The sequence below is a fragment of the Raineyella sp. LH-20 genome (assembly GCF_033110965.1).
Taxonomy (GTDB): Bacteria; Actinomycetota; Actinomycetes; order Propionibacteriales; family Propionibacteriaceae; genus Raineyella.
In genome coordinates this window covers 510290-537254 of sequence record NZ_CP137003.1, presented here as the reverse complement: position 1 = coordinate 537254, position 26965 = coordinate 510290, and the positions used below count along the sequence as shown (strand labels likewise).

At 71.3% G+C, this 26965-nt stretch carries 16 protein-coding genes, 1 tRNA gene and 1 other RNA gene; 11 read left to right on the top strand and 7 right to left on the bottom strand.

Annotation, left to right across the window (positions count from 1 at the left end):
• Window positions 1-202: 202 nt before the first annotated feature.
• Complete coding sequence (locus R0146_RS02300; protein ID WP_317691247.1) at window positions 203-5740, top strand: ATP-binding protein; 5538 nt, start codon at window positions 203-205, stop codon at window positions 5738-5740.
• Window positions 5741-6274: 534 nt separating this feature from the next.
• On the opposite strand, the gene R0146_RS02295 is transcribed toward R0146_RS02300, so the two are convergent.
• From R0146_RS02295 to R0146_RS02280, 4 genes are all read right to left on the bottom strand, one after another.
• Window positions 6275-7801: an FGGY-family carbohydrate kinase gene (locus tag R0146_RS02295; protein ID WP_317691246.1), complete on the bottom strand. Its 1527-nt coding sequence runs from the start codon at window positions 7799-7801 to the stop codon at window positions 6275-6277.
• A 24-nt stretch (window positions 7802-7825) separates the two neighbouring features.
• The gene (locus R0146_RS02290) at window positions 7826-9214 is read right to left on the bottom strand and encodes an MFS transporter (RefSeq protein ID WP_317691245.1); all 1389 of its coding nucleotides are present in this window, start codon (window positions 9212-9214) and stop codon (window positions 7826-7828) included.
• A gap of 66 nt (window positions 9215-9280) precedes the next feature.
• The gene (locus R0146_RS02285) at window positions 9281-10093 is read right to left on the bottom strand and encodes a formate/nitrite transporter family protein (RefSeq protein ID WP_317691244.1); all 813 of its coding nucleotides are present in this window, start codon (window positions 10091-10093) and stop codon (window positions 9281-9283) included.
• A 190-nt stretch (window positions 10094-10283) separates the two neighbouring features.
• Window positions 10284-10371: transfer RNA gene (locus R0146_RS02280), tRNA-Ser, on the bottom strand.
• Window positions 10372-10714: 343 nt separating this feature from the next.
• Between R0146_RS02280 and ffs the strand changes: the two genes are divergently transcribed.
• The 3 genes from ffs to R0146_RS02265 all read left to right on the top strand — a co-directional run bounded on the left by ffs (window position 10715) and on the right by R0146_RS02265 (window position 14382).
• An RNA gene (gene ffs / locus R0146_RS02275) (signal recognition particle sRNA small type) lies at window positions 10715-10811 on the top strand.
• 106 nt (window positions 10812-10917) lie between these two features.
• Window positions 10918-14064, top strand: a complete 3147-nt coding sequence (locus R0146_RS02270) for a DNA polymerase III subunit gamma and tau (protein WP_411567168.1) — start codon at window positions 10918-10920, stop codon at window positions 14062-14064.
• A gap of 150 nt (window positions 14065-14214) precedes the next feature.
• On the top strand, window positions 14215-14382 hold the full coding sequence (locus R0146_RS02265) for a DUF6767 domain-containing protein (RefSeq protein ID WP_317691243.1): 168 nt from the start codon (window positions 14215-14217) through the stop codon (window positions 14380-14382).
• Window positions 14383-14448: 66 nt separating this feature from the next.
• Here R0146_RS02265 and R0146_RS02260 read toward each other — a convergent pair whose 3' ends face one another.
• The gene (locus R0146_RS02260) at window positions 14449-15471 is read right to left on the bottom strand and encodes an NAD(P)H-dependent flavin oxidoreductase (RefSeq protein WP_317691242.1); all 1023 of its coding nucleotides are present in this window, start codon (window positions 15469-15471) and stop codon (window positions 14449-14451) included.
• A 114-nt stretch (window positions 15472-15585) separates the two neighbouring features.
• On the bottom strand, window positions 15586-16596 hold the full coding sequence (locus R0146_RS02255) for a zinc-dependent alcohol dehydrogenase family protein (RefSeq protein ID WP_317691241.1): 1011 nt from the start codon (window positions 16594-16596) through the stop codon (window positions 15586-15588).
• A 116-nt stretch (window positions 16597-16712) separates the two neighbouring features.
• Here R0146_RS02255 and R0146_RS02250 point away from each other — a divergent pair, with 116 nt between their 5' ends.
• The 4 genes from R0146_RS02250 (at window position 16713) to ileS (ending at window position 22178) form a co-directional block, all read left to right on the top strand.
• Window positions 16713-17039, top strand: coding sequence for a YbaB/EbfC family nucleoid-associated protein (locus R0146_RS02250; protein ID WP_317691240.1), 327 nt, complete (start codon window positions 16713-16715; stop codon window positions 17037-17039).
• 75 nt (window positions 17040-17114) lie between these two features.
• On the top strand, window positions 17115-17711 hold the full coding sequence (gene recR / locus R0146_RS02245; protein WP_317692319.1) for a recombination mediator RecR: 597 nt from the start codon (window positions 17115-17117) through the stop codon (window positions 17709-17711).
• The gene (locus R0146_RS02240; RefSeq protein WP_317691239.1) at window positions 17698-18663 is read left to right on the top strand and encodes an HAD family hydrolase; all 966 of its coding nucleotides are present in this window, start codon (window positions 17698-17700) and stop codon (window positions 18661-18663) included. The genes recR and R0146_RS02240 overlap by 14 nt, the downstream gene beginning before the upstream one ends.
• Window positions 18664-18932: 269 nt before the next feature.
• Window positions 18933-22178, top strand: a complete 3246-nt coding sequence (gene ileS / locus R0146_RS02235) for an isoleucine--tRNA ligase (RefSeq protein ID WP_317691238.1) — start codon at window positions 18933-18935, stop codon at window positions 22176-22178.
• A 142-nt stretch (window positions 22179-22320) separates the two neighbouring features.
• Here the strand turns inward: ileS and R0146_RS02230 are convergent, their stop codons facing one another.
• Window positions 22321-22857: a DUF1707 SHOCT-like domain-containing protein gene (locus R0146_RS02230; protein WP_317691237.1), complete on the bottom strand. Its 537-nt coding sequence runs from the start codon at window positions 22855-22857 to the stop codon at window positions 22321-22323.
• Window positions 22858-23758: 901 nt separating this feature from the next.
• On the opposite strand from R0146_RS02230, the gene R0146_RS02225 reads away from it, so the two are divergent.
• From R0146_RS02225 to R0146_RS02215, 3 genes are all read left to right on the top strand, one after another.
• A complete protein-coding gene (locus R0146_RS02225) occupies window positions 23759-24655 on the top strand; it encodes a nuclease-related domain-containing protein (RefSeq protein ID WP_317691236.1) in 897 nt (298 codons plus the stop codon).
• A gap of 1141 nt (window positions 24656-25796) precedes the next feature.
• Window positions 25797-26363, top strand: a complete 567-nt coding sequence (locus R0146_RS02220) for a hypothetical protein (protein ID WP_317691235.1) — start codon at window positions 25797-25799, stop codon at window positions 26361-26363.
• A gap of 69 nt (window positions 26364-26432) precedes the next feature.
• Window positions 26433-26852: a GNAT family protein gene (locus R0146_RS02215; protein WP_317691234.1), complete on the top strand. Its 420-nt coding sequence runs from the start codon at window positions 26433-26435 to the stop codon at window positions 26850-26852.
• The last annotated feature ends 113 nt before the right edge of the window (window positions 26853-26965 follow it).

Genomic DNA, 26965 nt, shown 5'->3' with positions numbered 1-26965 from the left:
CCGCTGTGCCAGAAATCGACACCGGTCGGTGGGGTCGACGCTGCGGCCGTTGTGTGAACCAACCAAAGGATTTCCGGTCGATTTGGACGGCACGGGCCAACAGCCCCGAGTTCGTCGCGGCACCTCGCGGCAGACGCCCTCCGGATGTAAGTCTCGTCCAGGAGAGCGGCGGGGCCGGCCTGCCGCGGACGAGGAGATACCTGTGTTCCAGCGCATCGCTGTCGTCAATCGCGGCGAGGCCGCCATGCGGCTGATCCACGCCGTCCGTGACCTGAACGCCGAACGCCGGGATGAGCCGCCCCTCACCACCATCGCCCTCTACACCGACGCGGAGCGTACGGCGATGTTCGCCCGGGAGGCGGACGAGGCCTATCCGATCGGCCCGGCCAGCGCCCGGCCGTATCTCAACCACGCCCTGCTGGCGAAGACCCTCCAGGAGGCCCGCGCCGACGCCGTGTGGGTCGGTTGGGGCTTCGTCGCCGAGGACGCCGCGTTCGCCGACCTGGTCGAGAGCCTCGGCATCACGTTCATCGGGCCGAGCGGCGACGCGATGCGCAAGCTCGGCGACAAGATCGGCAGCAAGCTGATCGCCGAGCAGGTCGGCGTCCCGGTGGCGCCGTGGTCCCGCGGCGGCGTCGACACCCTCGAGGACGCCCTGGCAGCGGCCGAACGGATCGGCTACCCGCTGATGCTCAAGGCGACCGCCGGCGGTGGCGGCCGCGGCATCCGCAAGGTCACCGACGCCACCGAGCTCACCGACGCCTACCAGCGCACCCGCGACGAGGCGGAGCGGGCCTTCGGGTCGGGCGTCGTCTTCCTCGAGAAGCTCGTCACCCACGCCCGCCACGTCGAGGTGCAGGTCATCGCCGACGGCCAGGGCACCGCCTGGGCGCTCGGCGTACGTGACTGCAGTGTGCAGCGCCGCAACCAGAAGGTGATCGAGGAGTCGGCGTCGCCGCTGCTCACCACCCAGCAGACCGCGGACCTCAAGGCCTCCGCCGAACGGCTCGCGCTCGCCGTCGACTACCGCGGCGCCGGCACCGTCGAGTTCCTCTACCAGCCCGACGACGAGCAGTTCGCCTTCCTGGAGGTCAACACCCGGCTGCAGGTCGAGCACCCGATCACCGAGGTCACTACCGCCTTCGACCTGGTCAAGGCCCAGCTGCACGTCGCGGCCGGCGGTCGCCTCACCGACCGGCCCGTTGAGGCCGGGCATGCCGTCGAGGCCCGGCTGAACGCCGAGGACCCGGACCGCGACTTCGCCCCTGCTCCGGGCCTGATCAGCCGTCTGGACCTGCCCGCCGGGCCCGGCATCCGGGTCGACACCGGCGTCGCCGAGGGCGACACCATCCCCGCCGACTTCGACTCGATGATCGCCAAGGTCATCGCGTACGGCCACACCCGCGACGAGGCGCTGGGCCGGCTCCGCCGCGCGCTGGCCGAGACGACCGTGGTGATCGACGGCGGTGCCACCAACAAGAGCTTCATCCTCGAGCTCCTCGACCGCCCCGAGGTGACCGGCCAGGGGCTCACCGGCGGGGATTCCTGCGGCTGGGCCGACACCGGCTGGATCGACCGGACCCGCGCCGCCGGCGGCCTGGTCACCGACCGGCACTCCGGCATCGCGCTGGTCGCTGCGGCGATCGAGGCGTACGACGAGGAGGACGCCGTCGATGTGGCCCGGCTGCTCGAGACGGCCCATGGCGGCCGCCCGCAGCTGCGTCCCACCCCGGGCCGATCGGTCGATCTCAAGTTGCGTGGCGTCGTCCACACCCTCACCGCCTGGCAGACCGGCCCGGACCGCTACCGGGTCCGGGTGGGCGAACAGACCGTCGACGCCGAGATGCAGCGGCTCGACGACGTGCACGGCCGGATCACGGTCAACGGTGAGCGGCATCGCCTGGTCACCGCCACCCACGGGCCGGTGCTGCTGGTCGAGGTCGACGGTGTCACCCACCGGGTCAGCCGTGATGAGGGCGGCGTGCTGCGCTCCCCGGCGCCGGCGCTGGTCGTCGCCACCCCGGTCGCCGTCGGTGACGTGGTGCAGGCCGGCGCCCCGGTGGTCGTCCTCGAGTCGATGAAGATGGAGACGGTGCTGCCCGCGCCGTTCACCGCGCGGGTCAAGGAACTGCAGGTGATGACCGGCAGCCAGGTCGAGACGATGGCCCCGCTGGTCCGGCTCGAGCCGGTCGGCGACGGCGAGGAGGCGGCCGCGACGTCCGAGCCCGGCACCGTCGACCTGCCCACGGCCGCCCCGCAGACCGACCCCGCCGCGGTCGCCGACGCCCTGCGTGCCGACCTTTCCGCGGTGCTGCGCGGCTACGACATCGACCCCGCGGCGCAGACCCTCGGCTGCTACCTCGCCGCCCGGGACGAGGCCCGGGCCGCCGGTGCCGATGTGCTGACCGGAGAGATCGCGCTCGTCGCGCTGTTCGCCGACCTGACCGAGCTGAGCCGCAACCGGCCGTTCGGCGAGCAGGCGAACACCGAGCTGCGGATCCACTCCGACCGTGAGCAGTTCCACCGCTACCTGCAGAGCCTCGACGTCGACCGGGCCGGTGTCCCGGCCCAGTTCAGCCAGCGCCTCACCCGGGCACTGGCCCACTACGGGGTGTACTCGCTCGACCGGACCCACGCCCTCGAACTGGCCGTCGCCCGGATCTTCACCGCCCAGCAGCGGGTGTCCACCGATGTGCAGGTGGTGCTGGCCATCCTCGACCGGTGGATCACCGAGTCCGCCCCGGAGGCGGAGCGCGCCGGCACTGCCCGCGCCCAGCTGGAACGCCTGGTCCGGGCCACCCAGCGCCGGTTCCCCGCGGTCGGCGACCTGGCCCGGTCGGTCCGGTTCCGCTGGTTCGACCAGCCGCAGGTGGACGCCGAACGCGACGCGGTCCTGGCCCGGGCCCGGGCCGAGGTGGACGCCCTGGCGGCCGATCCGCAGGCCCCTGACTATGCCGAACGGATCGCGGCGCTGGCCGCGCTGCCCGAGCACACCGCGCCCTTCCTGGCCGAACGGCTCGCCCGGGAGGTGCCGGCCCACGAACCGATCCTCGAGGTGATCCTCCGCCGGCACTACGGCGACCACTCCCTCACCGATGTGGTGCCCGGCACCGCCGACGGGCGGGCCGTGGTCACCGCCCGCTGCCTGCTGGAGGACCGACCGACGGTGCTGGTGTCGACCCTCGGCCGGGCCGACGAACTCGCCCCCGGCGGGCCGCTGGCGACGCTGGTCGCCGACCGGCTGGCGGACCGTACGCCCGACGAGGACGCGGCCGTCGAGGTGTACGTCCGCTGGCCCGAGCCGGTCGACCTCACCGTCGCCGGCACCCGGCTCGCCGCACTGCTGTCCGGCTGGGCCTGGCACGGCAGCCTGCGCCGGATCGTCGTCGGCCTGTGCAGCGCCGAGGGCGACGTCGACTACCTGACCTTCCGGCCGACCGCTACCCCCGACCCGGACGGGGCCCGGGTGCTGGCCGAGGACCAGCGGGTCCGCGGCGTCCACCCGATGGTGTTCCGGCTGCTCGACCTGTGGCGGCTGCGGGAGTTCGACACCACCCGGCTGCCGGCCCCTGAGGGCGTGCTGCTCTTCGACTGCGTCGCCCGGTCCAACCCCGCCGACCGACGCCTGGTCGCGATGGCCCAGGTCCGCCAGCTGGCGGCGGTCCGCGACGAGCGGGGTCGTCTCGTCGGCCTGCCGCACGCCGAACGGGCGGTGGAGAACTGCCTGGAGGCGATCCGCCGCACCCGGGTCGCGCTGGGCTCGGCGGGTGGCGGGCTCGACATGAACCACGTGTGGGTGCACGTCTGGCCCGAGGTCGAGCTCGATCTGCGCGACGTGATGGCGCTGCGGCACAAGATCACCCCGCTCAGCGACGGCACCGGGATCGAGGAGGTCGTCGCGCACGGCACCTTCGTCCAGCCGGGCGACGGCACCCGGCCGCTTGCCATCCGGTTCCACACCCGGCCCGGTGGCGGTGTCGCCGCCTCGGTGGAGGCGCCGCCGGCGGAGCCGCTCAAGCCGCTGGACGACTACGCGGCCAAGGTGCTGCGGGCGAAGCGGCGCGGCCTGGTCTACCCGTACGAACTGGCCGGTGCGCTGGCCGACGGCGGCACCCTGGTCGAGCTCGACCTCGACCCGACCGTCGCGCCGGGCGAACCGGACCGGCTGGTGCCGGTCGAGCGCCCGTACGGCCGCAACCGGGCCGGCATCATCGCCGGCCGGGTCACCACGCCGACGCCGGTGCACCCGGAGGGCGTGACCCGGATCCTGCTGTGCGGTGACCCGACCAAGGGCTTGGGCGCGCTCGCCGAGCCGGAGTGCCGCCGGGTCATCGCGGCGGTCGACCTGGCCGAGGCCGAGGGGGTCCCGATCGAGTGGTACACGCTGAGCTCCGGTGCGCGGATCTCGATGGAGTCCGGCAGCGAGAACCTGGACTGGGTCGCCGAGGCGCTGCGCCGGATCGTCGAATACACCCAGGCCGGTGGCATCGTGAACGTCGTGGTGGCCGGTATCAACGTCGGCGCCCAGCCGTACTGGAACGCCGAGGCGACGATGCTGATGCACACCAAGGGCATCCTGGTGATGACCCCCGAGTCGGCCATGGTGCTCACCGGCAAGCAGTCGCTGGACTTCTCCGGCGGCGTCTCGGCCGAGGACAACCTGGGCATCGGCGGCTACGACCGGGTGATGGGCCCCAACGGCCAGGCGCAGTACTGGGCGCCGGACCTCGCCTCGGCGTTCGGCATCCTGCTCGGCCACTACGACCGGACGTACGTCGCGCCGGGCGAGGCCCGGCCGCGGACCGCCTCGACCACCGACCCGTCCGACCGGGACGTGTCGACCTACCCGCACCCGTACGGCACCGACTTCGCGACCGTCGGGGAGATCTTCAGCGCCGAACACAACCGTGACCGGAAGAAGCCGTTCGACATCCGTACGGTGATCGCCTCGGTGTGCGACCAGGACCATCCGCGGGTCGAGCGGTGGGCCGGGATGGCCGACGCGGAGACCGCTGTCGTGGTGGACGCCCGGCTGGGAGGGCACTCGGTGTCGGTGCTCGGTGTGGAGTCCAAGCCGGTGAAGCGGGCCGGGTTCCCGCCCACCGACGGGCCTGACACCTACACCGCCGGCACGCTCTTCCCGCGGTCGAGCAAGAAGGTCGCCCGGGCGCTCAATGCGGCCTCCGGCAACCGGCCGCTGGTCGTGCTGGCCAACCTGTCCGGCTTCGACGGGTCGCCGGAGTCGATGCGTGACCTGCAGCTGGAGTACGGCGCCGAGATCGGCCGGGCGATCGTCAACTTCGACGGCCCGATCGTGTTCGTCGTCATCTCCCGCTACCACGGCGGCGCGTTCGTCGTGTTCAGCAAGCGGCTGAACGAGAACATGACGGTGCTGGCGCTGGAGGGGTCGTACGCGTCCGTCATCGGCGGCGCGCCGGCCGCGGCGGTGGTCTTCGGCCGCGACGTGGACAAGCGCACCGCGGCCGACCCGCGGGTCGCCGAGCTGGAGGCCCGGCTGCCGTTGGTCTCCCCGACCGAGCGGGCCGAGCTGCAGCTTCAGCTGGACGACACCCGCGCGGCGGTGCACGCCGAGAAGATCAGTGAGGTGGCGGCCGAGTTCGACGGCATCCACGACATCCACCGCGCGGTCCGCGTCGGGTCGGTGGACCGGGTGATCAGCACCGCCGACCTGCGGCCGGCGATCATCGGGGTGATCGAGGACTACCTGGCCACGCATTGACGGGCAGAAACCGAGGGTTGAGAGGCAGACACTGAGGGCGCACTGAGCGGGGCGGCGGCCGGCGCACGACCATGACGTGCCGGGGGAGCGGCGGCGATCCGGCGATGTCCGGACACCGCCGCCCGTGCCGTCGTCCGCCCGTGGGGTGGCCCTCCCCAAGCGGCACTGCGGGGAGACCGGGCGGGGTCCCCCCGGGAGCCGGTCAGCCGGGACGCCCCTGCGCGGGCCCGATCGGGGAGGCGTACGATAGGGGGCGTCGAAGGGGAAGGTCCGGATCCGGGCCGTCCCCTTCTGTCATGTCTCGGACCGTACGGATCGGGACGCCGAAGAGAAGGAGACACCCATGAAGGATCGCAACGACAACCCGAAGAAGTCCCTCGCCGACATCTGGCTGAACGGCTTCCGCCAGATGTCCGCCGACCAGGCCGGATCCACCGACGGCGGCAAGCGCTTCTGATCGATTCCGGGGGCGGACAGAGTCGTCCGCGTACCGTGTCAACGGGCTGGAGACCGAGACGGTCTTCGGCCCTTTTGTCACCCTTCGTCGGGAACGTCGGGCGCGCCGGGTCCCGGGTCGGTCGCGCTGGCGAGGTGCCGGGCCGCGAGCGCGTGTTGGATGTCGCGGGTCGACTCGTAGAGCCGACGGTAGAGCTGGTAGAGCTCGTCGTAGGCGGGGTCGTGCCGCGGCTCGATCACCCGGACGATCGGGTTCCACTCGGCCACCGGGGGCACGTCGGTGACCAGGCCGGCGGCCAGGTGGGCGTCCCCGTACGAGGCGCCGACACGGATCCGGGTGAGGTGCTGCGGCAGAGCGGTGATGTCACTGACCAGCTGAGCGGACAGCGCGGAGCGCACCCCGCCGCCGACGGCGACCGCTCGGCGCGGCTCGACGCCTGCCTCGTGGAAGGCCTCCAGGTGGTGGCGGACCGCGTAGCCGACCGACTCCAGGGTGGCGCGGAACAGGTCGCCGCGGGTGTGGCGTACGGTCAGGCCGCAGATCGTGCCGCGGGCCGACGGGTCGAGGATCGGGGTCCGCTCGCCGTCGAAGTAGGGCAACATCAGCAGACCGCGGGCGCCCGGCCCCGAGGCGGTCGCATCGCAGGTCAGGCTGTCGTAGCTCGAATCGCCGAGCAGCTCGCGGACCCAGGCGGTGATCGCGCCGGAGGTGCCCATCCCGCCGGACAGCGTCCAGCGGCCGGGGACCAGCCCGGGGCTGCCCCACATCCGCGGATGACGCACCCGGTGGTCCTGGGTGGCGACGAGGCACATCGTCGTCCCGTACATCAGCATCAGGTCGCCGACCTCGGTCGCGCCGACCGAGTGGGCCTCGGCCCAGGCGTCGATGGTGCCGACGGTGACCGGGGTGCCGGCCCGCAGACCGGGCACCTGCGCGGCGACGGCCGCGGTGACCTCGCCGGCCCGGTCGCCCGCCCAGGCCAGCCGCGGGAAGGTGATCCCCGGCGCGACCTGCTCGCAGCGTTCCGGGATCCACTGCTGGTGGGCCGCGTCGTAGAGCGGCGTGCATTGCCCGGCTGACTGGTGGTCCAGGACGTACGCGCCGGTCAGTTGGTGCACCAGCAGGCTCGCCGGCATGTGGAAGGTGCTGGCGGCGGCGTACGCCTCGGGTGCGTACGTCCGGAACCAGGCGAGCTTGGGGCCCACCGACTGGGTCGACAGGTACGCGTCACCGGTGCGGTAGATCTCGTCGGCGCCGAACAGGTCTTCGAGCTGGTGGATCTGCTCCACCCCGCGGGTGTCGACGCCGTACAGGGCTGCCGGCGCGACACCGCGGCCGTCCGCATCGCACAGCATCAGCGTCGGGCCCATCCCCGACACCCCGACGGCGGCGAACCCGTCAGGGGCGTGCCGGCTGAGCTCGGTGCACAGGCCGACGAACTCCTGCCACCAGATCTCCCCGTCCATGGAGACCCAGCCGGGGCGGCTGCGGTCGACCCGATGCGTACGCGTGGCGACGCCCAGGACCGTCCCGTCGACGGCGACCGCGACGCCCTTGGCGCTGGACGTCCCGACGTCCACCCCGAGCACGACGCTGTTGCACATGGCCCCCAGTCTGCCAGCCCGGTGTCAGCGGCCGTCGGGGCCGGTGCTCGCCGGGCCGGACCGGAGTGGCGGGACCTCCAGTGGCCGGGCCGCGGGCACGACCAGGACGGCCAGCGCGGAGACGACGCCGACGACGAGCAGGGCGTGCAGCACCCCGACGTGGTCACCGAGGAAGCCCAGCAGCGGCGGGCCGGCGAGGAAGGCGCCGTAGCCGATCGTGCTGACGACGCTGAGCCGCGCGGCCGCCCGGGCCGGGTCGTCCGCGGCGGCCGACATCCCGACCGGGAACCCGAGGCTCGCGCCGATCCCCCAGACCGCGGCGCCGAGGTAGGCGAGTGGCGGGGGGCCGAAGACCACCAGCAGGCAGCCGACGATCGCCGAGCCGAAGAGGACCCGTAGCACCGGTTGGCGGCCGTAGTGGTCAAGCATCCGGGTGCCGAGGATCCGCCCGGCGGTCATGAAGGTCAGGAAGACCGCTAGGGCCACCACTCCGAGGGCCTTGCTCACCCGGTGGCCGTCGACGAACGCGACCGCCAGCCAGTCGTTGGCGGTGCCCTCGGTGAAGGCGGCGGCGAGCACCATCACCCCGACGAGCAACGTACGCGGCTCGGTCCACGCCGAGCGTACGGGTGGGGCGGGGTCGGCGTGGGGGGAGCCGGCCCGGGAGGCGGCGTCGGCGGGTCGGTCGGCCTCTGCGGCGCCAGGGGGGCCGGTGATGGCCGCGGCGGTGGGCGGGGTCGAGGCGGCCGTCCGGGTCGAGCCGGCCGTCCGGGTCGAGGCGGCCGGGGCCAGGAACCGTACGGTGCCCCACCAGACGCCGGCGAGACACACCACGGCCATTGCGACGACGTGCACCAGCAGCGGCACCTCCAGCCGGACCAGCAGCGCACCGACCAACGCCGCCAGCACCGTCCCGGCGCTGAACGCGGCGTGGAACCACGGCATGATCGCCCGCCGCAGCGAGCGCTCGATGACGCTGCCCTCGAGGTTCTGCGCCACGTCCCACACCCCGTTGCCGAGACCGAGCAGGTAGAGCCCGACCATCACCACCGGGATCGGTGCCCCGAGAGTCACCCCGACGGCCGCCAACAGCATCCCGGGCAGGGCGGTCAGCGTGCCGAGGCGTACGGTCCGGACCGCCCCGAAGCGCTGCGCGAGACGGCCGGCGATCGGCAGCCCGCACAGCGCCCCCGCCGACACAGCGAGCAGCAGCAGGCCGAGCTGGCCCGGGGTGAGACCCAGCGCCTGTTTCACGTCGGGCACCCGCGACATCCAGGTCGCGAACATGAACCCGTTGACGCCGAACACCGCCAGGTCTCCGTTGCGGGCCCGGCCGGCCGCCTCCGCCCGCTGGTCGGGGTAGGTCACGGAGAGGGGCTCGTCGTGAGCGGGATCGGTGCTCGGCCTTGGCATACCGAGACCGTAGGTGAGTGGATGATCACGTGCAACGATCACTGCTGGCGTGACCACGCCGCGCCGTCACTCGGGGGCGGCCTTCTTCGGCCGAGGGTGGTTGACGTACGCGTAGTAGACGCCGATCAGTGCGATCGCCACATTGCCGGCGGCTGCGGCCACGTCGATGCCCTGGGTGAGGCCGACGATGAGGAAGAAGACGGTGTTGGCGACCGAGTGCTCCAGCCCGAGGAAGGCGAAGACGAACACGGCGGTGACCATGGTGAGCGTCATCGTGATGGTGTCCTTCACGTTGCCGTTGTAGACGAGCAGCATCGCGACGTTGATGACGACGTTGCACAGGATCGCCCGGACGAACAGGTCCCCGAGTCCGGCGGCGCTGCTCAGATAGCCGAGCTTCACCTCGAGGGCGTGCGCCATCTGGGTGGCGACGGCACCGGAGACCAGTGTGGAGAACTTCAGCAGGACGGCGAGCACCAGGCCGCCCAGGGTGTTGCCGAGGAAGCAGAGCAGCATCAGCAGTGCCGCCCGGCGGGTCGTCGTGCGGCGGTGGTAGTGGGCGATGCTCGCCACCATCATGTTGGAGGTGAGCAGCTCGGACTTCGTGAAGAAGATGAACACCAGCGCCCAGCCGAAGACGAACGAGCCGAGCAGCTTGCCGAAGCCGGCGAGGCTGACGCCGCCCACCTGGACGCCGGCGAAGGTCGCCACGGTCGCGTGGTACGCGACGTAGAACAGGCCGATGAGGAAGCCGGCCATCGCGGCGCGCTGCAGGTAGCGCACCGTGATGCGGCTCGACATGTGCACCTTGGTGTCGGCGGCCTCGAGGGTGTTCTCGATGAACACGCGTCCGGGGTACAGGCGGTCGTCGATCTCCACTCATCCAGTTTGTCTTTACAAAACGCTATTTGTCAACACAAAGGGTGAGGGAGGGTGATGGGTCGACGTCGGCCGGACAGCAGTCGAGGTGTCCTCCGACGAGTAGTAATCGGTGCGAGTGGCCCGGTCGAGAAACAGGTGCCCCCTGGAAGCAGCGATCCCCGCCCTGTCGACAGGGCGGGGATCGAGGTGGCGGAGGATACGAGATTCGAACTCGTGAGGGCGTGAACCCAACCCGCTTTCCAAGCGAGCGCCATAGGCCTCTAGGCGAATCCTCCGTCGGAGGACTCTACCGGAACCTTGCGGTTTCACCAATTCGCCATGTCCTGCGGGTGACAGGGGTCCGCGACCGCCACCGAGCGCGGTTCCTCACGTCACCGTGCCCGCTGGGCCTCGCCGCGCCGCCCCTCACGCACAAACGCTCAGCTCTACGCCTGGCCCGTGCGTTGGTGCTGAATGATGGACACCTTTGCACGGGCGAAGTGCAGAGGTCGGCGAATGTGTCTGAGCCGGTGCAGTGGGAGGAACTGCTCCAGGCCACAGGTGCCGGCATTCGTCCCTGGTCCTTCCCCTTGATGATCGTCCGAGTTGGGCGGGGCGGGGGCATCCCCTACACTGGACCGAGGTCCCCCGTGTGGCGTTACCTCGCCCAACTCCCCCAGGGTCGGAAGGCAGCAAGGGTAAGTGAGCTCTGTCGGGTACGCGGGGGACCCCTTTGTGCGCCCGGACGTCTGTGTGCCCGGACGATCTGCGTCCGCCCAGCGTACGAGCCAGGAACCTCGACCCTGCGGACGCTGTCTGTCCCACCGCATAGGGTGTGCACCGTGGACGAAGACGACGAGCTCGAGCCCTGGGAGGCTGACGACGATCTCGACGACGTCGGACCGGCGGACGTCGATGCGTACGACGCCGACGGCGACGTCGAGCTGGACGTCGCCCCCCAGACGGGGGACGGGCTCTTCGATGGTCCCGCCACCGAGGGGGCCGCGCAGCCCACGCCGTCACCTGCCGGCACCGCAGCCCCCGCCCAGGACCGGCCCGCCCAGGACCGTCCCGCGCCGGCCGAGGCGCTGGCGCTCTACCGGCGTTATCGGCCGGACACGTTCGCCCAGGTGGTCGGCCAGGAGCACGTCACCCAGCCCCTCCAGCGCGCGCTGGCGAACAATCGGGTGAACCACGCCTATCTCTTCTCCGGTCCGCGCGGTTGCGGCAAGACCACCTCGGCGCGCATCCTCGCCCGGGCCCTGAATTGTGAGAACGGTCCGTCTCCGGAGCCCTGCGGTCACTGCCAGTCCTGCCGGGATCTTGCCACCGGTGGGCCCGGCTCGATCGACGTCATCGAGATCGACGCGGCCTCGCACGGCGGCGTGGACGACGCGCGTGACCTGCGGGAGCGGGCGTTCTTCGCCCCGGTCGCCAGCCGCTACAAGATCTACATCATCGACGAGGCGCACATGGTGACGACGCAGGGCTTCAACGCCCTGCTGAAGCTCGTCGAGGAGCCACCACCGCACGTCAAGTTCATCTTCGCCACGACCGAGCCGGACAAGGTGATCGGCACCATCCGGTCGCGTACGCACCACTACCCGTTCCGATTGGTCCCACCCAAGGTGCTCACCCACTACCTCGCCGAGATCTGCGAGAGCGAAGGCATCGCGGTCGAGTCCGGCGTCCTGCCGCTCGTCGTCCGGGCCGGCGGCGGATCGGTCCGCGACTCGCTGTCCGTGCTCGACCAACTGCTGGGCGGGGCGTCCGACAGAGGAGTGACGTACGAGCACGCCACCGGTCTGCTCGGCTACACCCCGGAGAGCCTGCTCGACGAGATGATCGACGCGTTCGCCGCGGGGGCGGGCGCCGGTGTGTTCTCCGTCGTCGACAAGGTGATCGAGGTCGGCCAGGATCCACGGCGGTTCGCCGAGGATCTGCTCGGCCGGCTCCGCGACCTCGTCATCGTCGCCGCCGTTCCCGACGCCCTGAGCAGCGGACTGGTCGACGTCTCACCCGAGCAGGGCGAGACCTACGCCGCCGAGGCCACGGCGATGGGCCTGGGGGAGTTGACCCGGGCAGCGGACGTGATCGCCGAGGGCCTGACCCAGATGCGGGGGACCACCGCACCGCGGCTGCACCTGGAACTGATGTGTGCCCGGGTGCTGCTGCCCGGCGCCGACGTCGCCGAGCGGGGCATCAACGCCCGGTTGGACCGGATCGAGCGGCGACTCAATCTCGGTGGGCTGGACACCGGGGTGCCGATGGCCGATCAGCCGCGGGTGGCCGGTGCGCCGCAGACGGCCCCGACCGGCGGGTCCGGTCCGGCAGCGGGACGTGCCCCTGAGGGCCCGTCCGGGTCCGCGCCGGTGCCAGACGCCGAGCCGCGCCGCGGCCGCCGACCCGCACCGGCCTCCATGGCGGACACCCCTGGGGTCACCACCTCCGGGCCGGCCACCGGTGCGACCGGTGCGCCGTCGGAGCCGGCCGCCGGGGCACCGGGCGTCCCGTCCCGTCCCGTACGCCCCGAACGTCCTCCGCGCCCGGAACGTCCTGAACGCCCCGTGCGACCGGAGCGTCCTGCCCGACCGATTCCGGCACCGTCGGCACCGGAGGCCGCCGCCCGCCCGGAGCCTGCCGCAGGGCCGGGGTCACGACGCCCGGAGCCGGCAGGTCCCGAGTCCGTACGACCCGAGACCGCCTTCCGGCCTGGGTCGGCGTCCGCGGAGTCCGGTGCACAGCCGCAGACCGCGCGCTCCGACGCTGCTCATCCTGAGCCCGTACGTCCGACGGCCGCGGTCGATGGTCCGGTGGCGGCCCAGGCGGCGGCCTCGACCGGGTCGGGCCCCCGCCGACTGACCACGGAGGATGCCCGGGACCGATGGCCCGAGTTGCTCGAGGCGGTCGGAGAGCGTCGCCGGTTCACCAAGGTGGTGCTCGACGGCAATGCCGGTGTGCTCTCCCTGATGAACAACGTGCTGACGATCGCGCTGAACTCCGCCGGGGCCCGGGCGACCTTCGAACGACCGCGCGAGCGCGAGGTGTTCGTGGAGGCCGTGACCCAGCTGTTCGGGACGGTCCTCCAGGTGGAGACGGTCATCGACCCCGAGGTGGTCCGCCAGCAGCACGCCCGCCGCGGTGGCCAGCAACAGCCGGTGCACCGTCCGTCACCCGCAGGCGCCGGACGTCCGCCCGAGCCCGCCCAGGCCCAGCGCCCGCCCGAGTCCCAGCGCCCGCCCGAGTCCCCGCGGTCGGCCCCGCGGTCGGATCACTCCGAGACCTCCGCTCCCGAGGGACAGCGGACCGCCCAGCCGGAGGCCCGGCGGGCGCCGCGCGGACCGCGGGGCGGTCGACCGGCCACCCCGCCGTCGTCCGACCCGGACCCGACCCACGACGCCGGTCCCCGCTCGGCCGAGTCCCATCAGCCCGGTCCCGATCCGGTCGGTCCCCACCGGCCCGGCACCGCCCATCGGGCCGGATCCCCGCAGACCGACGTCCACCGTGACGTCCCGCCGCCGCTGGAGCCGCCGGACGACCCGTGGGACGAGCCGCCGCCCGAGGACGACCCGTACGGCGATCCGTACGGCCCGCCGCCCAGGGGGACGGGACCTGCCGGCCCCTCGTCCGCGCCGTCGCCGGTGCGACCGGCCGGACGGCCCGAACGCGCCGCGGCGCCGACCCAGGATCCGACGTCACGTCCTGCCCCGACGTCGCGTCCCGCCCCGGCAACGCGTCCGGCTCCGGGCGGCGCACCGTCGGCCTCGGGACCACGGCCGGCGCCTGAAGCGCGACACAGCCGCTACTCCCAGGTGACGGCCGCGCCGACGCCCCCGCGGGAACTGACGCCCGAGGAGGAGGCCGCGGCCTACGCGAACGACGACGTGACGGTCGGCGAAGGCTACGAGAGCGCCGCAGAACTGCTCACCAACGTGCTGGGCGCCGAGCTTCTGCTGGAGGAACAGCAGGAGACCGGCCTGGGCGGCTGATCGGGGCAATGCGGCCCGTCCGCGAGGGATCATCCGTCGCCGACCGGACTCACAGGCGAGGGGACCCGGACGAGGAGACGGACAGCCGAGGGGACACAGGGCGGCGACGTACGCTGGCCGGCGGCTGCTCGCCCGACAGGAGGTACCCCGATGGCACAGCGACCCGACCCGAAGTGTCCGGTCCGACCGGGGGACACCTGCAGCCTGTGCTACCCGGGTGCGACCGGGCCTCAGGACTGTGGGCTGGTGTGGCTGGTCCGTCAGGACCCTGAGCTGAGCGCCGAACTGGCCAGGCTCCGCTCCGAGACGGCGAGCTGATCCGCCGGCATCGGGCCGGGGGACCGCCGTGCGGTCCTGCAGGGTCCGTCGTTGCGGTGGTCCCCGTCAGGCCGTCGGCCACAGCCGAGCGACCACCTCTCCGGCCGGCACCGCCTCGGCGAGCCGCCAGCCCGTCCCTGCCCAGAGATTGGTGTGCTGAGGGTCCCCGGCCGCCGCGGCGGCCCGCCGGATCGGACCGGCGACCTGGTTCACGCCGGGATAGCAGGCCGGGGCCAGCGCGTCGTACGCCTCGACGAAGGCGTTGCGCAGGCTGCGGGCCAGACGTCCCGAGAAGCATCGGGTCATCACCGTCTCGGTGAAGCCGGGGTGGGTGAGCGCGGCCCGATGGGTCGGGTTCGTGCCCGCCTCGGGGGTGAGCAGGAACGCCGTGCCGAGCTGGGCGGCGACCGCGCCCGCCTCGAGCATCCGGCGGATCGCCGCCGCGTCACTCAGCCCGCCGGCCGCGATGAGCGGCACCGACACCGCCGCCCGTACGTCCCTGAAGAGGTCCTCCAGCGGCAGCGTCGGCGCCGGATCAGCGGTCCGGAAGGTGCACTGGTGGCCACCGGCGGCCGGGCCCTGGACCACGAGCGCGTCCAGACCGCGCCGGACCGCCTCCCGGGCGTCGGCCGCCGCGGTGACACCGCCGACGAGGTAACTGCCGACGGCGTGCAGCCGCTCCACGGTCGTACGATCCGGCAGACCGAAGGTGAAGGAGACCACCGGCACCGGGTCGGCCACCAGCAGCTCGACCTTCTCCTGCCAGGCGTCGTCGTCTGGCTCCGCCTGCGGCAGGCCCTCGACGCCGAGCTGAGCCGCCAGCGGCAGCAGCGCCTGCCGGTAGGCCGCGATCGCCTCCTCATCGAGGGGCGTGCGGTCGGGGACGAAGAGGTTCACCCCGAACGCCGTGGTGCCACCCGCCCGGACCTCGGCGATCTGCTCGGCCAGCGCGGCCGGACTGCGATATCCGGCGGCGAGGAAGCCGAGCCCGCCGGCCTCCCCGACGGCACGGACCAAGGCCGGGGTCGACGGGCCCCCGGCCATCGGGGCGGCGATGATCGGGACCCGCAGGGTCGGGAAATCCTCCATGGTGCGCCACGTTATGCGTCGGCAGGGCGGAGCGGAAGAGAGCCGGGCGGAAGAGAGCCGAGCGGAAGAGAGCTGCGGAGGAGAGCCGGGCGGAAGAGAGCCGGGCGGGAGAGATCAGGCCGCCTCGGCCACCCGGAGCACCCCGGCACCCTCGATGTCGCCGCGGGCGAGATAGCCCAGCGCCCGATCCGCCTCCTCCAGCGGGTACTCGTGCGTGGTCGGGTGCAGGCCGAGCCGATCGGCCAGGGTGAGGAACTCCTCGCCGTCGTTGCGGGTGTTGGACTCCACGCTGGTCAGCGTCTTCTCGTGGAAGATCGCGTCCTGGTAGTCCAGTGCCGGGATGTCGGACATGTGGATGCCGGCGCAGGCCAGCGTCCCGCCGGCCGCCAGCCCTGCCAGGGCGTACGGCACGATGTCGCCGGCCGGGGCGAAGATGATCGCCGAGTCCAGCGGCACTGGCGGCATCTCGCGGGCGTCCCCGGCCGACGCGCAGCCCAGCTCCAGGGCGAACCGTCGGGCCCGTTCCCCGCGGGTCAGCACGTGCACCTCGACGCCCTGGGCCAGTGCGACCTGCGCCGCCAGATGCGCGCTCCCGCCGAACCCGTACAGCCCGAGCCGGCCGCCCGGCGGGACGTTCGCCCGGCGCAGCGCCCGGTAGCCGATGATCCCGGCACACAGCAGCGGAGCGGCGGTGGCGTCGTCGAATCGCTCCGGCAGCCGGTAGGCGAACCCCTCCGGGACCGTGGTGTACTCCGCGTAGCCGCCGTCGGCGTCCCAGCCGGTGTATTCGGACCGTACGCAGAGGTTCTCCCGGCCGGTGCGGCAGGCCCGGCAGACCCCGCAGGTGCGGCGCAGCCAGGGAATCCCGACCCGCTCCCCGGTGGTGAACCGGCCGGCACCCGGGCCGGCACCGACGACCTGGCCGACGATCTCGTGACCCGGCGTGACGTGGTGGCGGTGCACCGCCAGATCGCCCTCGGTGACGTGCAGGTCGGTGCGGCACACCCCGCAGGTGAGGACCCGGACGAGCAGCTCACCGGGGCCGGGCGTCGGGATGTCCTTCTCGACGAGGGCGAGGGGGCTGCTGTCCAGGGGGCCGGGCGACCGCACCTGCCATGCGCGCATGATGATCTCCTTGTCGGGTGCCTCCCAGTCCATCACGTCGCGGCGGTGCGGGCCACCGCTCTGCGGTTGGATCTAGGCTGGGAGCGCACACCGCGACGTACGGCGAAAGGACCCCGATGACCGAGGGACTGCCCCAGGGATTCGACATGAACGCACTGATGCAGCAGGCGCAGGCCATGCAGGCGCAGATGCAGCAGGCGCAGGCGGAGCTGGCCGTCACCTCGATCTCCGGCACCGCCGGCGGTGGGCTGGTCAGCGTCGTGATGACCGGTGCCGGTGAGGTCACCTCCGTCACCATCAAGCCGGAGGCCTGCGACCCCGAGGACACCGAGAGCCTCGGCGACATGATCGTCGCCGCGCTGCGCGACGCGAACAACCAGGCCGCCGCCCTGGCCCAGCAGAAGCTCGGTCCGCTCGCGGGCGGGATGGGCCTTGGCTTGTGAGGGGCTGGGGCCTGTGAAAGGCAGAGGTCGTTGAGCGGCAGGGCGTCCGAGAGGCAGGGTCTCTGAGTGGCAGCCATCTATGACGGCCCGATCCAGGACCTGATCACCGAACTCGGTCAGTTGCCCGGGATCGGGCCGAAATCCGCCCAGCGGATCGCCTTCCACGTCCTGTCCGCCGAGCAGGAGGACGTGATGCGGTTGGTCGACGCCCTGGTGCAGGTCAAGGAGCGGATCCACTTCTGCACCACCTGCTTCAACGTGTCCGAGGGCGACACCTGCTCCATCTGCCGCGACCCGCGCCGCGACCCGGCGCTGATCTGCGTGGTGGAGGACGCCAAGGACGTGGTGGCGATCGAGCGCACCCGCGAGTTCCGCGGCCGCTACCACGTGCTCGGCGGCTGCATCAGCCCGGTCAACGGCATCGGCCCTGACCGGCTGCACATCCGCGAACTGGTCGTACGACTCGCCGACGGTGCGGTGCAGGAGGTCATCATCGCCACCAACCCGACCATCGAGGGGGAGGCGACGGCGACCTACCTGAGCCGGCTGCTGCTGCCGACCGGGATCACCGTCTCCCGGCTGGCCAGCGGACTGCCGGTCGGCGGCGACCTGGAGTACGCCGACGAAGTGACCCTCGGCCGGGCCTTCGAGGGACGTCGTGCCCTCGCCTGAGCGGCCGGCGCCGCCGGCCTTGGCGACGTCCCTGAGTTCCCCGGTCCCGCCAGGTGCGGCGTACGGCGCCCGTGCCGTACGGCTGGTCGCCACCGACCTCGACAACACGCTGTTGCGCTCCGACAAGACGGTCAGTCCCCGCACCGACGCCGCGCTGCGGGCGGCGGCCGCGGCGGGCATCACCGTCGTCCCGGTCACCGCGCGGCAACGGCTCGGCCTGGTCACCGTGGCACCGCAATTCGTCGAGCTCGCCGACAGCTTCGGCGGCTGGGCGGTGTGCTCGAACGGGGCACTCGGCCTCGACCTCGTCACCGGGCGCCGGCTGTTCGAGGCGACGATGAATGTCGCCGACCAGCGCGACCTGGTCGTCCGGCTCACCGCGGCGGTGCCGGACGTACGGTTCTGCGCGGTGCGCGACGGCGGCGACGGCTTCCTCGTCGAGGCCGGCTACGCCGAGCTCAGCGTCTGGGCCGACCACAACCGCGACCCGCGCCGGATGCAGGTCGTCGGCCGGTCGGCGTTGGCCGACACCCCGAACAACAAGATGGTCGCTCGCCACCCGGTGCTCACCGCCCGGGACCTCCTCGACGCCTTCCGTGCCCTCGACCTGCCCGGCCTGCAGGCCACCTCCTCGGGGGCGCCGTTCCTCGAGGTCTCCGCGGCCGGCGTCGGCAAGGCGTACGGGCTGCAGCGGCTCACCGACCACCTCGGCATCGCCGCCGCCCAGGTGGTGGCGCTCGGCGACGGGCTGAACGACCTGGACATGCTCGCCTGGGCCGGCTGGGGCGTGGCGATGGCCAACGCCGAGCCGGAACTGCGGGCGGCCGCCGACCAGGTCGCCCCCGGCTGCGACGAGGACGGTTTCGCCCAAGTGCTCGAGGCGCTGATCGCGCGGGCCGCCACGGACTCCGGGGCACCGGCCACCGGTTCCGAGGCGCCGGCGATCCGGTGACTTGGGCCGCACCCGGCGGCCGCCTAGAATGCTGACCGTCGCACGGCGAGGATGGGGCCATCACCCCGGAGCTGCCGGAAGAACGGTCGTACGATCCTGATCCGTCGGGACGCGTACGACTCACTAGAACCGGCTGCGGCACGAACGAAGTGGGTGGGCCGCCCGAGCGCGGACCCGCCAAGAAGGGTGGTACCGCGGGGTCCCCTCGTCCCTTCTCCCAGCCCGGCGTGTCGCCACGGCTGGTCCGAGAACGAGTGACGAGGACGGACATGACGCAGGAGATCGGGGCGGGCGCACAGCCGGAGCGGCGCGATCCCGCGGAGCAGGCGGCCGTGGCGGCCGCCGCACAGGGGCATTTCGAAGGGGCCTACCACGCGGTCCCGGCACAGATCGACCTGCCGGCGACCGAACACCGGATCCTCGACCTCTGGGCCGCGAACGACGTGTTCGCCCGCTCCGAGGAGCGGACCCGCGGCGGGCAGCGCTGGACCTTCTTCGAGGGCCCGCCGACCGCCAACGGCATGCCCGGCACGCACCACATCGAGGCGCGCGTCTTCAAGGACATCTTCCCGCGGTTCCGCACGATGCAGGGCTACTACGTCGAGCGCAAGGCCGGCTGGGACTGCCACGGCCTGCCCGTCGAACTGGCCGTCGAGAAGGAACTCGGCATCAACGGCAAGCCGGAGATCGAGAAGTACGGCATCGAGGCGTTCAACGCCCAGTGCCGCGCCTCGGTCAGCCGCCATGTCGACGCGTTCCGCGAGCTCACCGACCGGATGGGCTACTGGGTCGACCTGGACAACGCCTACTGGACGATGAACGCCTCGTACGTCGAGTCGGTCTGGTGGTCGCTGAAGGAGGTCTTCGACCGCGGCCTGCTCTCCCAGGACCAGCGCGTCGCCCCGTACTGCCCGCGGTGCGGCACCACGCTGTCCGACCACGAGGTGGCGCAGGGCTACGAGACCGACGTCGACACCACGGCGTTCGTACGACTCCCGGTCACCTCGGGGCCGTACGCCGGCACGGCCGACATGGTCGTCTGGACCACCACCCCGTGGACCCTGCCCTCGAACACCACCGTGGCGGTCGGCGCCGACATCACCTACGTCACCGCCACCGACGGTGCCTCGACGGTGATCGTCGCCGAGGACAACGTGGCCTCCGCGCTCGGCGAGGGCTGGACCGTGCAGGACCGCTTCCCGGGGTCGAGCATGGAGGGCTGGACCTACCGGCGTCCGCTGGAGGTCGTCGACCAGCCGGGCACCGCCTGGTTCGTGGTGCTCGAGGACTACGTCGCGACCGGCGAGGGCACCGGCCTGGTGCACCAGGCGATGCCGTTCGGTGAGGACGACTACCAGTCGTCGCGGCGCCACGGCATCGAGTTCGTCAACCCGATCGGCCCCGACGGCCGTTTCCACGACGACATCGCTCTGCTCGGCGGCCAGTTCTTCAAGGACGCGGATCGTACGGTGCTGGCCGATCTGAAGGAGCGGGGGCTGCTCTTCCGGACCCTCGACCACGAGCACCAGTACCCGCACTGCTGGCGCTGCCACACGCCGCTGATGTACTACGCGCAGCCGTCGTGGTACATCCGCACCACCCAGATCAAGGACGCGCTGCTGCGCGAGAACGAGGGCACCACCTGGTACCCGGAGACGATCAAGTGGGGTCGTTACGGCGACTGGCTGAACAACAACGTCGACTGGGCGCTGTCGCGGACCCGCTACTGGGGCACCCCGTTGCCGATCTGGATCAACGACGAGACCGATGACCGGATCTGCGTCGGCTCGCTCGCCGAGCTGGGCGCGCTGGCCGGCCGGGATCTGGCCGACCTCGACCCGCACCGGCCCTACATCGACGAGGTGACCTTCACCCGGCCGGGTGTGCCCGGCACGTACCGGCGGGTGCCGGAGGTGATCGACGCCTGGTACGACTCGGGCTCGATGCCGTTCGCGCAGTGGGGGTACCCGTACGTCGACGGGTCGCAGGACGCGTTCAAGCATGCCTATCCGGCCGACTTCATCTGCGAGGCGACCGATCAGACCCGTGGCTGGTTCTACTCGCTGATGGCCGTCGGCACCGCGGTGTTCGACACCTCGTCGTACAAGAACGTGCTCTGCCTGGGCCACATCCTGGCCGAGGACGGCAAGAAGATGTCCAAGCACCTGGGCAACATCCTCGAGCCGATCCCGCTGATGGACAAGCACGGCGCCGACGCGGTCCGCTGGTTCATGGCCGCCTCGGGGTCGCCGTGGGCGGCGCGGCGGGTCGGTGACACGGCCATCCAGGAGATCGTCCGCAAGGTGCTGCTGACGTACTGGAACTCGGCCTCGTTCCTGGCGCTCTACGCGCAGGCGAACGGCTGGGCGCCGGTGCGGGCCGACGGGAGCCTCGTCGAGGTGCCGGTGGCCGAGCGGCCGGTGCTCGACCGCTGGCTGGTGTCGGAGACCAACGTGCTGGTCCGCGAGGTCACCGCGGCGCTGGAGGACTTCGACTCCCAGCGCGCCGGGCAGCTGCTCGCCGAGTTCGTCGACAACCTGTCCAACTGGTACGTCCGCCGCTCGCGGCGCCGCTTCTGGCGCGGTGACGACTCGGCCCTGCTCACCCTGCACGACACGATGGAGGTGCTCACCCGCCTGATGGCGCCGATGGTGCCGTTCCTCACCGAACACGTCTGGCAGCAGGTCGTCGTGCCGGTCGACCGGGACGCCGCCCCGTCGGTGCACCTGAGCTCGTGGCCGGTGGCGGATCCGGCGTTGATCGACGAGCAGCTGGACGAGGCGATGGGCCTGGCCCGTCGGGTCGTCGAGCTCGGTCGCGGTGCCCGCGCCGAGGCCAAGGTGAAGATCCGCCAGCCGCTGTCGCGCCTGCTGATCGCCGGCGACTCGTACGCCCTGCTGGACGATTCCTTGCGGGGAGAGATCGCCGACGAGCTGAACGTGCAGGACGTCGCCTCGTTCGCCTCGGCCGGAGACCTGGTCGACTACTCCGCGAAGGGCAACTTCCGGGCCCTCGGCAAGCGGTTCGGCAAGCAGACCCCGCAGGTCGCGGCCGCCATCGCGGCGGCGGATGCGGCGCGGCTGCACGATGATCTGGCCCGCGACGGCAGGGCGACGGTGGACTTCGAGGGGGGCACCGAGGTGGGGCCCGACGAGGTGCTGATCACCGAGCGGCCGCGCGAGGGCTGGTCGGTGCTCAACGAGCAGGGCGAGACCGTGGCACTGGACCTGGAGCTGACCCCGGAACTGGTGACGGCCGGGGTGGCCCGCGACGTGATCCGCGAGGTGCAGGAGGCCCGCAAGACCTCCGGCTTCGAGGTGTCCGACCGGATCGCCCTGGTCTGGGCGGTCGACGGTGACCAGGCCGGTGCGGCGACGGGGGCGGCGGTGCGCGAGCACGCGTCGCTGATCGCCGACGAGGTGCTGGCCGTGGAGATGGCCGAGGGCGCGGTGCCGGCCGACGGCTTCGCGATCGACGACCTGGGTCTGCGCTTTGCGGTGACCCGGCAGGGCTGAGATCGGCCGGCCGCCGGGACTGAGGTCGGCAGCGGGGCTGAGGTCACCGGAGGGGCGTACGTGGCGTGGCCGCGTATGCCCTCCGGTGGCGTGCGGACGCACTGACTACGGATCAGAGAAGGTTGGGAGTCGGCTGGGGAGGTCAGCGCCCGGGCGGCAGCTGCCGCCGGTCGTCGGAGCCGTGAGGAAGCTGCCCGGGGCTGTGCTTCTTGTCACCCAACACGCGGCTGCTCACGATCGTCAGGATGATGGCGGCCACGATGAGCACCCCGGTCGGGATGTTGGTGAAGATGATCAGACCGATGGCGACCGGCCAGATGACGGGCCGTACGACCCGCAACACGTTCACCCACCCTGGCTCGACGGCCGACGAGGACGGGGCCGTGGGCGCCGGCACGACCTGGCTGCGGGACACGTACGGCACGGCGGAGCGGCGCTGGAGAGGGGCGGCCGCCCACGGGGCTGCCGGGTTGATCGGCGGGAGATCGGTGAACAGCGGGACCAGATCGGCGATCGTACGCGCCTGGAGGGCGGTGTCCATGCGCTGGTTGAACTCCGCCTCGTCGAGCCGACCGGCGACATAGTGCTCGGACAGCTCGTCCACCGCCGCCTGGCGTTCGGCGTCGCCGATGCGCGGGAGGGGAGGCTGCTCGTGGGCGGAGCCCGGGTCGCTGGTCATGGAGGCCATTATGCCCAGTGCTCCGGTTGCCGCCGGTGGCGGTGACCGGGGACGGACCCCTCCCCGCGTGGACGGCCTGGTCGGCAATCGTGCGCCTCGGGGAGCGCTCATGCCGGAGCTGGGCGCGTGACTGACGGCGGCGCGAAGGGCAGCTGCGGGCTCTCGGTTGCAGATCGTACGGATCACCTGGGCGATCTCGATCGTCTCTGAGTGGATCGCGGTCCAACTCCGCCAGGCGGTCGCTCGGGGCGCCCGCAGGTAGTCGTGACCGGCTCGGCCGGCTCGGGCCGGGCGGGGGTGTGTCGCCTCAGGTGGCGGATCGACCCCCTCGCCCTGCCAGACCGTACCCGTGGTACGCATACCCTCCCGGTCGCCCGTGCGGGAATGAATACGAAGCGTACGGTCTGGATGGGGGACCGGGTGCGACCTGGCTGTCACGGTGTCGTTAGGTGAGGACTGCCTTGCGACATCGCCACACTGTGTGACGAACCCGGCAGCTATGGCTGGTCGCCTCCGATCCGTGCGTCCCACGACTGATCGCTCGGCTCGCCGTGGATGCGGACCGTGTGGTGGCCGCGGTCGCGTCAGCAAGACCGCCGGCGAGGCCACCTGGGTCTGGCCCGGGCAGCGTCCCCGGCGTTCCGCCCGACGGCGCCGATTCGCTGGTCATCGACCTGGAAGCGACATCGGTCTGTGCGCATTCGGAGAAGAAGCACGCCGCGCCCACCCCGAAGGGCCTCCGCGGGCGTGGACTACCCGCCCCGCGTCGCCACGCGAACCAGTGTCAGACCCGACTGACACTCTCCGGACGTTTGCCTAGATTGAACTCGAAACTTGTGCAGCCCCAAGAGCCCGACTCACCGAACCTTGGGGGCGCGATCGATCGTTGGGGGGAGCCAGGATGGCCGAGTGGACTGTGAGGAGATGGGCCCGCTATGGGCATGAGCGGCTCTATGCGGCGTCGCCGGATGGGATCACGTTGGGCTATCTGGACCTCAAGACAGGGCAATACCACTCCGACAACCTGGGCAACCTCCCCTTGCTGGAGACGGTGATTGGCGATCACCTTGCGACCAGGATGCAAGTGGGCACCACGAACGGCTCTGTGAGTCCTGCCGAGACCATCGGTGCCGCAACCGCAGTCGAGCCACCTGCGGGTACATCGGTGCCGCAGTGGGAGGACATCAGCGCCACACAGGCCGGTGCTGCGGCACGACAGCGGGCGCTTGCCGCACGTGAGGCACAAGGGCCCTTCCGTCACGTGCTCTCCCGTCTCGTCGGTGCGCGGACCGATGAACGCGCCTGGCGGATCGGTGCTGATGGTGAGCAGGCCACCGCTGAGCAGCTTGCCAAGCTCGGCCCCGAGTGGCGGGTCCTGCACGCCGTGCGCGTCGGGGATTGTGGCGCCGATATCGACCACGTGGTCATCGGACCTCCCGGTGTATTCACGGTGAATGCAAAGAACCATCCTCGTGCATCGATCTGGGTCGGTGGAGACACCTTCCTGGTGAACGGGCAGCGCGTTCCCTACATTCGCAACAGCCGCTACGAGGCACGACGAGCGGCCCGCCTTCTCACCGAGCGGGCTGGCTTCCCTGTTGCGACTATCGGCGTTATTGCGGTGATGGGCGCGCACAAGGGCTTCACTGTCAAGAAGCAGCCCGAGGACGGTGCTGTCGTTGTCGTGCCCCGCCGGAGCCTCGGCCGATACCTGCAGAATCGGTCGGCACGGCTCGGCCGCCACGAGATCAGCGCGATCTACGAGGTCGCGCGTCGATCGACCACGTGGAAGACCTGAATGACGGAAGGCTTGCTCCGCGTGGACCACTCTCAGCGTCCCAGCTCCTGCGCACCACGGGGCATGGGACGGGCCCAGGGTGGACCGACGTCACGAGGCGGTCGGGGGAACCGCGCCTGGACCTTTTACTGCCGCGCGCCCGGTGCGCTTGTGGATGATGTGAGACGCCTCTCATTCCCTGTGGACAACTCGATTCCGGGCTCTCTTGTGGACCACGCCTACGACAGGCTGGGCCGAGCGCGAGTCAAGGGGGATGAGACGTGGTGCCAAGTCGTGTCTGCACGCTGACAGTGGCGTGGGGGATGGTCGGTGCGGCGGGCCTGTTGGCCGGCTGTGGTGGTGTGTCGCGGGCGGCGCCGAGTCCGACGCCGACGTATTTGTGTACGCCGGATCCGGCGGGCGTTCCGTGCACGCCGGAGTTGGCTGCGTCGCAGGCTGAGGAGGCCGAGGCGTACGAAGAGGCGATCTTCGTGTATCGAGAGTTCACCAAGGAGCGGAATCGGCTCCTTCAGGCCGGAGGAAGCCTGACCCCTACGCCGACGATGGAGCGGCTTGCTTCGGGATCCTATCTTGAGGCCATCTCTGGATTCTTGGCGTCAGCTTATTCTGAAGGAGTTTCCTCCAGTCGGCCAATGGATATCGTTTATGTGAATGGAATGAATTACTCAGGGGGCTCGCTGCAGCTGAAGGCTTGTGAGGACGGGACCAGATCGGAAATTATTGATCGGCAGGGCAACTTTGTTCGCACCGGGACCAGGGGTGTTGTCCTTTTGGACCTTCGCCGCGTGGACGGGCAGTGGGTAATCGTCGAAGGTACATCGCCCGAGGGGGAGTCGTGTCACTGAGATCTGGCGGGATCGCGGCTGCGGCATGCGTGCTGTGGTTGGCCGTGGGGGTAGGCCTGGCCCAGGCATCCTCCGGCCTTTCGGACTACTCTGGCGGCCAGTCGGTGAGGCTTTCGGATGAGCAGTCGGCCGTCGGCACTGTCCGCGGCGGTAGTTCGTCCGGTGGAATCTCGGCGGGATCTCGGACTGGTGCGAGTGGGCCAGGAAAGCCGTCCTCCGACGGCGGGTGGTCCGTTGTACGGTGGCGGGCGGGTGTTGATCCGGCGTCGGTGTCGGGTGAGGAGTTGCGTCGGCGGTTGTTGGAGCATCAGCGGGCGTATTTGGGGTTGACGGATTCGTCGGATTTTCGGTGGAACAATGTGGTTCCGTTGGATCCGCCATCGGCGGGGGCGGTGGATCCGGCGGTGCTGGCGCGGGAGGCGTCGGCGATGTTGCGGTTGCCGGGTCAGACGGTGCGGGTGGGGCCGGATCCGTCGTTGAATGAGTGGAACATGCTGGCGGTCGGGTTTCCGGTCTGGCTGTGGTGGGAGGGAGACAGTACGACCAGTCAGACAGTTTCCCTTGACGGGGTCACGCTGGAGATGGTTGCTCGTCATCAATCGTCGTCGTTCGAGATGGGGGATGGGACGACGGTGACGTGTGGGGTGTCGACGCCGTGGGTGGCGGGGGCGCGGCCGCCGGGGTCTCCGTCGCCGACGTGTGGTCATGTCTATACGGAGCCGGGTGATTACACGATCAGGGCGACGCATCACTGGCAGTTGTCGTGGACGGCGTTGGGCCGGTCGGGGGTGTTGCCGATGTCCAACACGTCGTCGGCCGGGCTCGAGGTCGGAGAGCTGGCCGCCGTCATCGTCGAACGCTGACCCGACCGTCAGGCCGACCTGGCTCGAGTTGCCACCCACAAGATCCCACGACGACGAGGAGGAGCTGGCATGCCCGACGTACGCGTACGTTTCAACCCTGATCGGTCTCGGTGGGAGGCCCTGCTCGACGGCGCCGAGATCGGGTTCCTCGACTACCAGGTCAACTGCGGGATCGTCGAGATGCCCCGTGCAGTCGTCGGACCCGCCGGCACCGGGCAGCCGACCGACGGGGTGTTGACGACGTTGATCCGCGCCGGTCTGGACCAGGCGCGCGATGACGGCCTGACGGTGCATGCCACCAGTCCCGAGGTGGAAGAGGTCCTGGCGGCGTACGGCGACATCGCGGAGGATCTGCAGGGCGGTCAGGCAGGCGATGACTGTGAGGACGACGCCGACGAGGACGAAGGCGGTGAGGGCGACGACGGCGGGCGCGACAACGGGGACGACGACGGTGGGCGAGACAACGGTGAGGGCATCGACCTGCTCTGACGGCCGGCCCGCAGCCCGGCCGTTCGGGGAGCGGATGGCCACCCGCATGACGGATCGGTGTGCCGTCCGTTGGCCGGCCCGGTATCGTGGCTCCGACTCAAAACGCGCAAAGG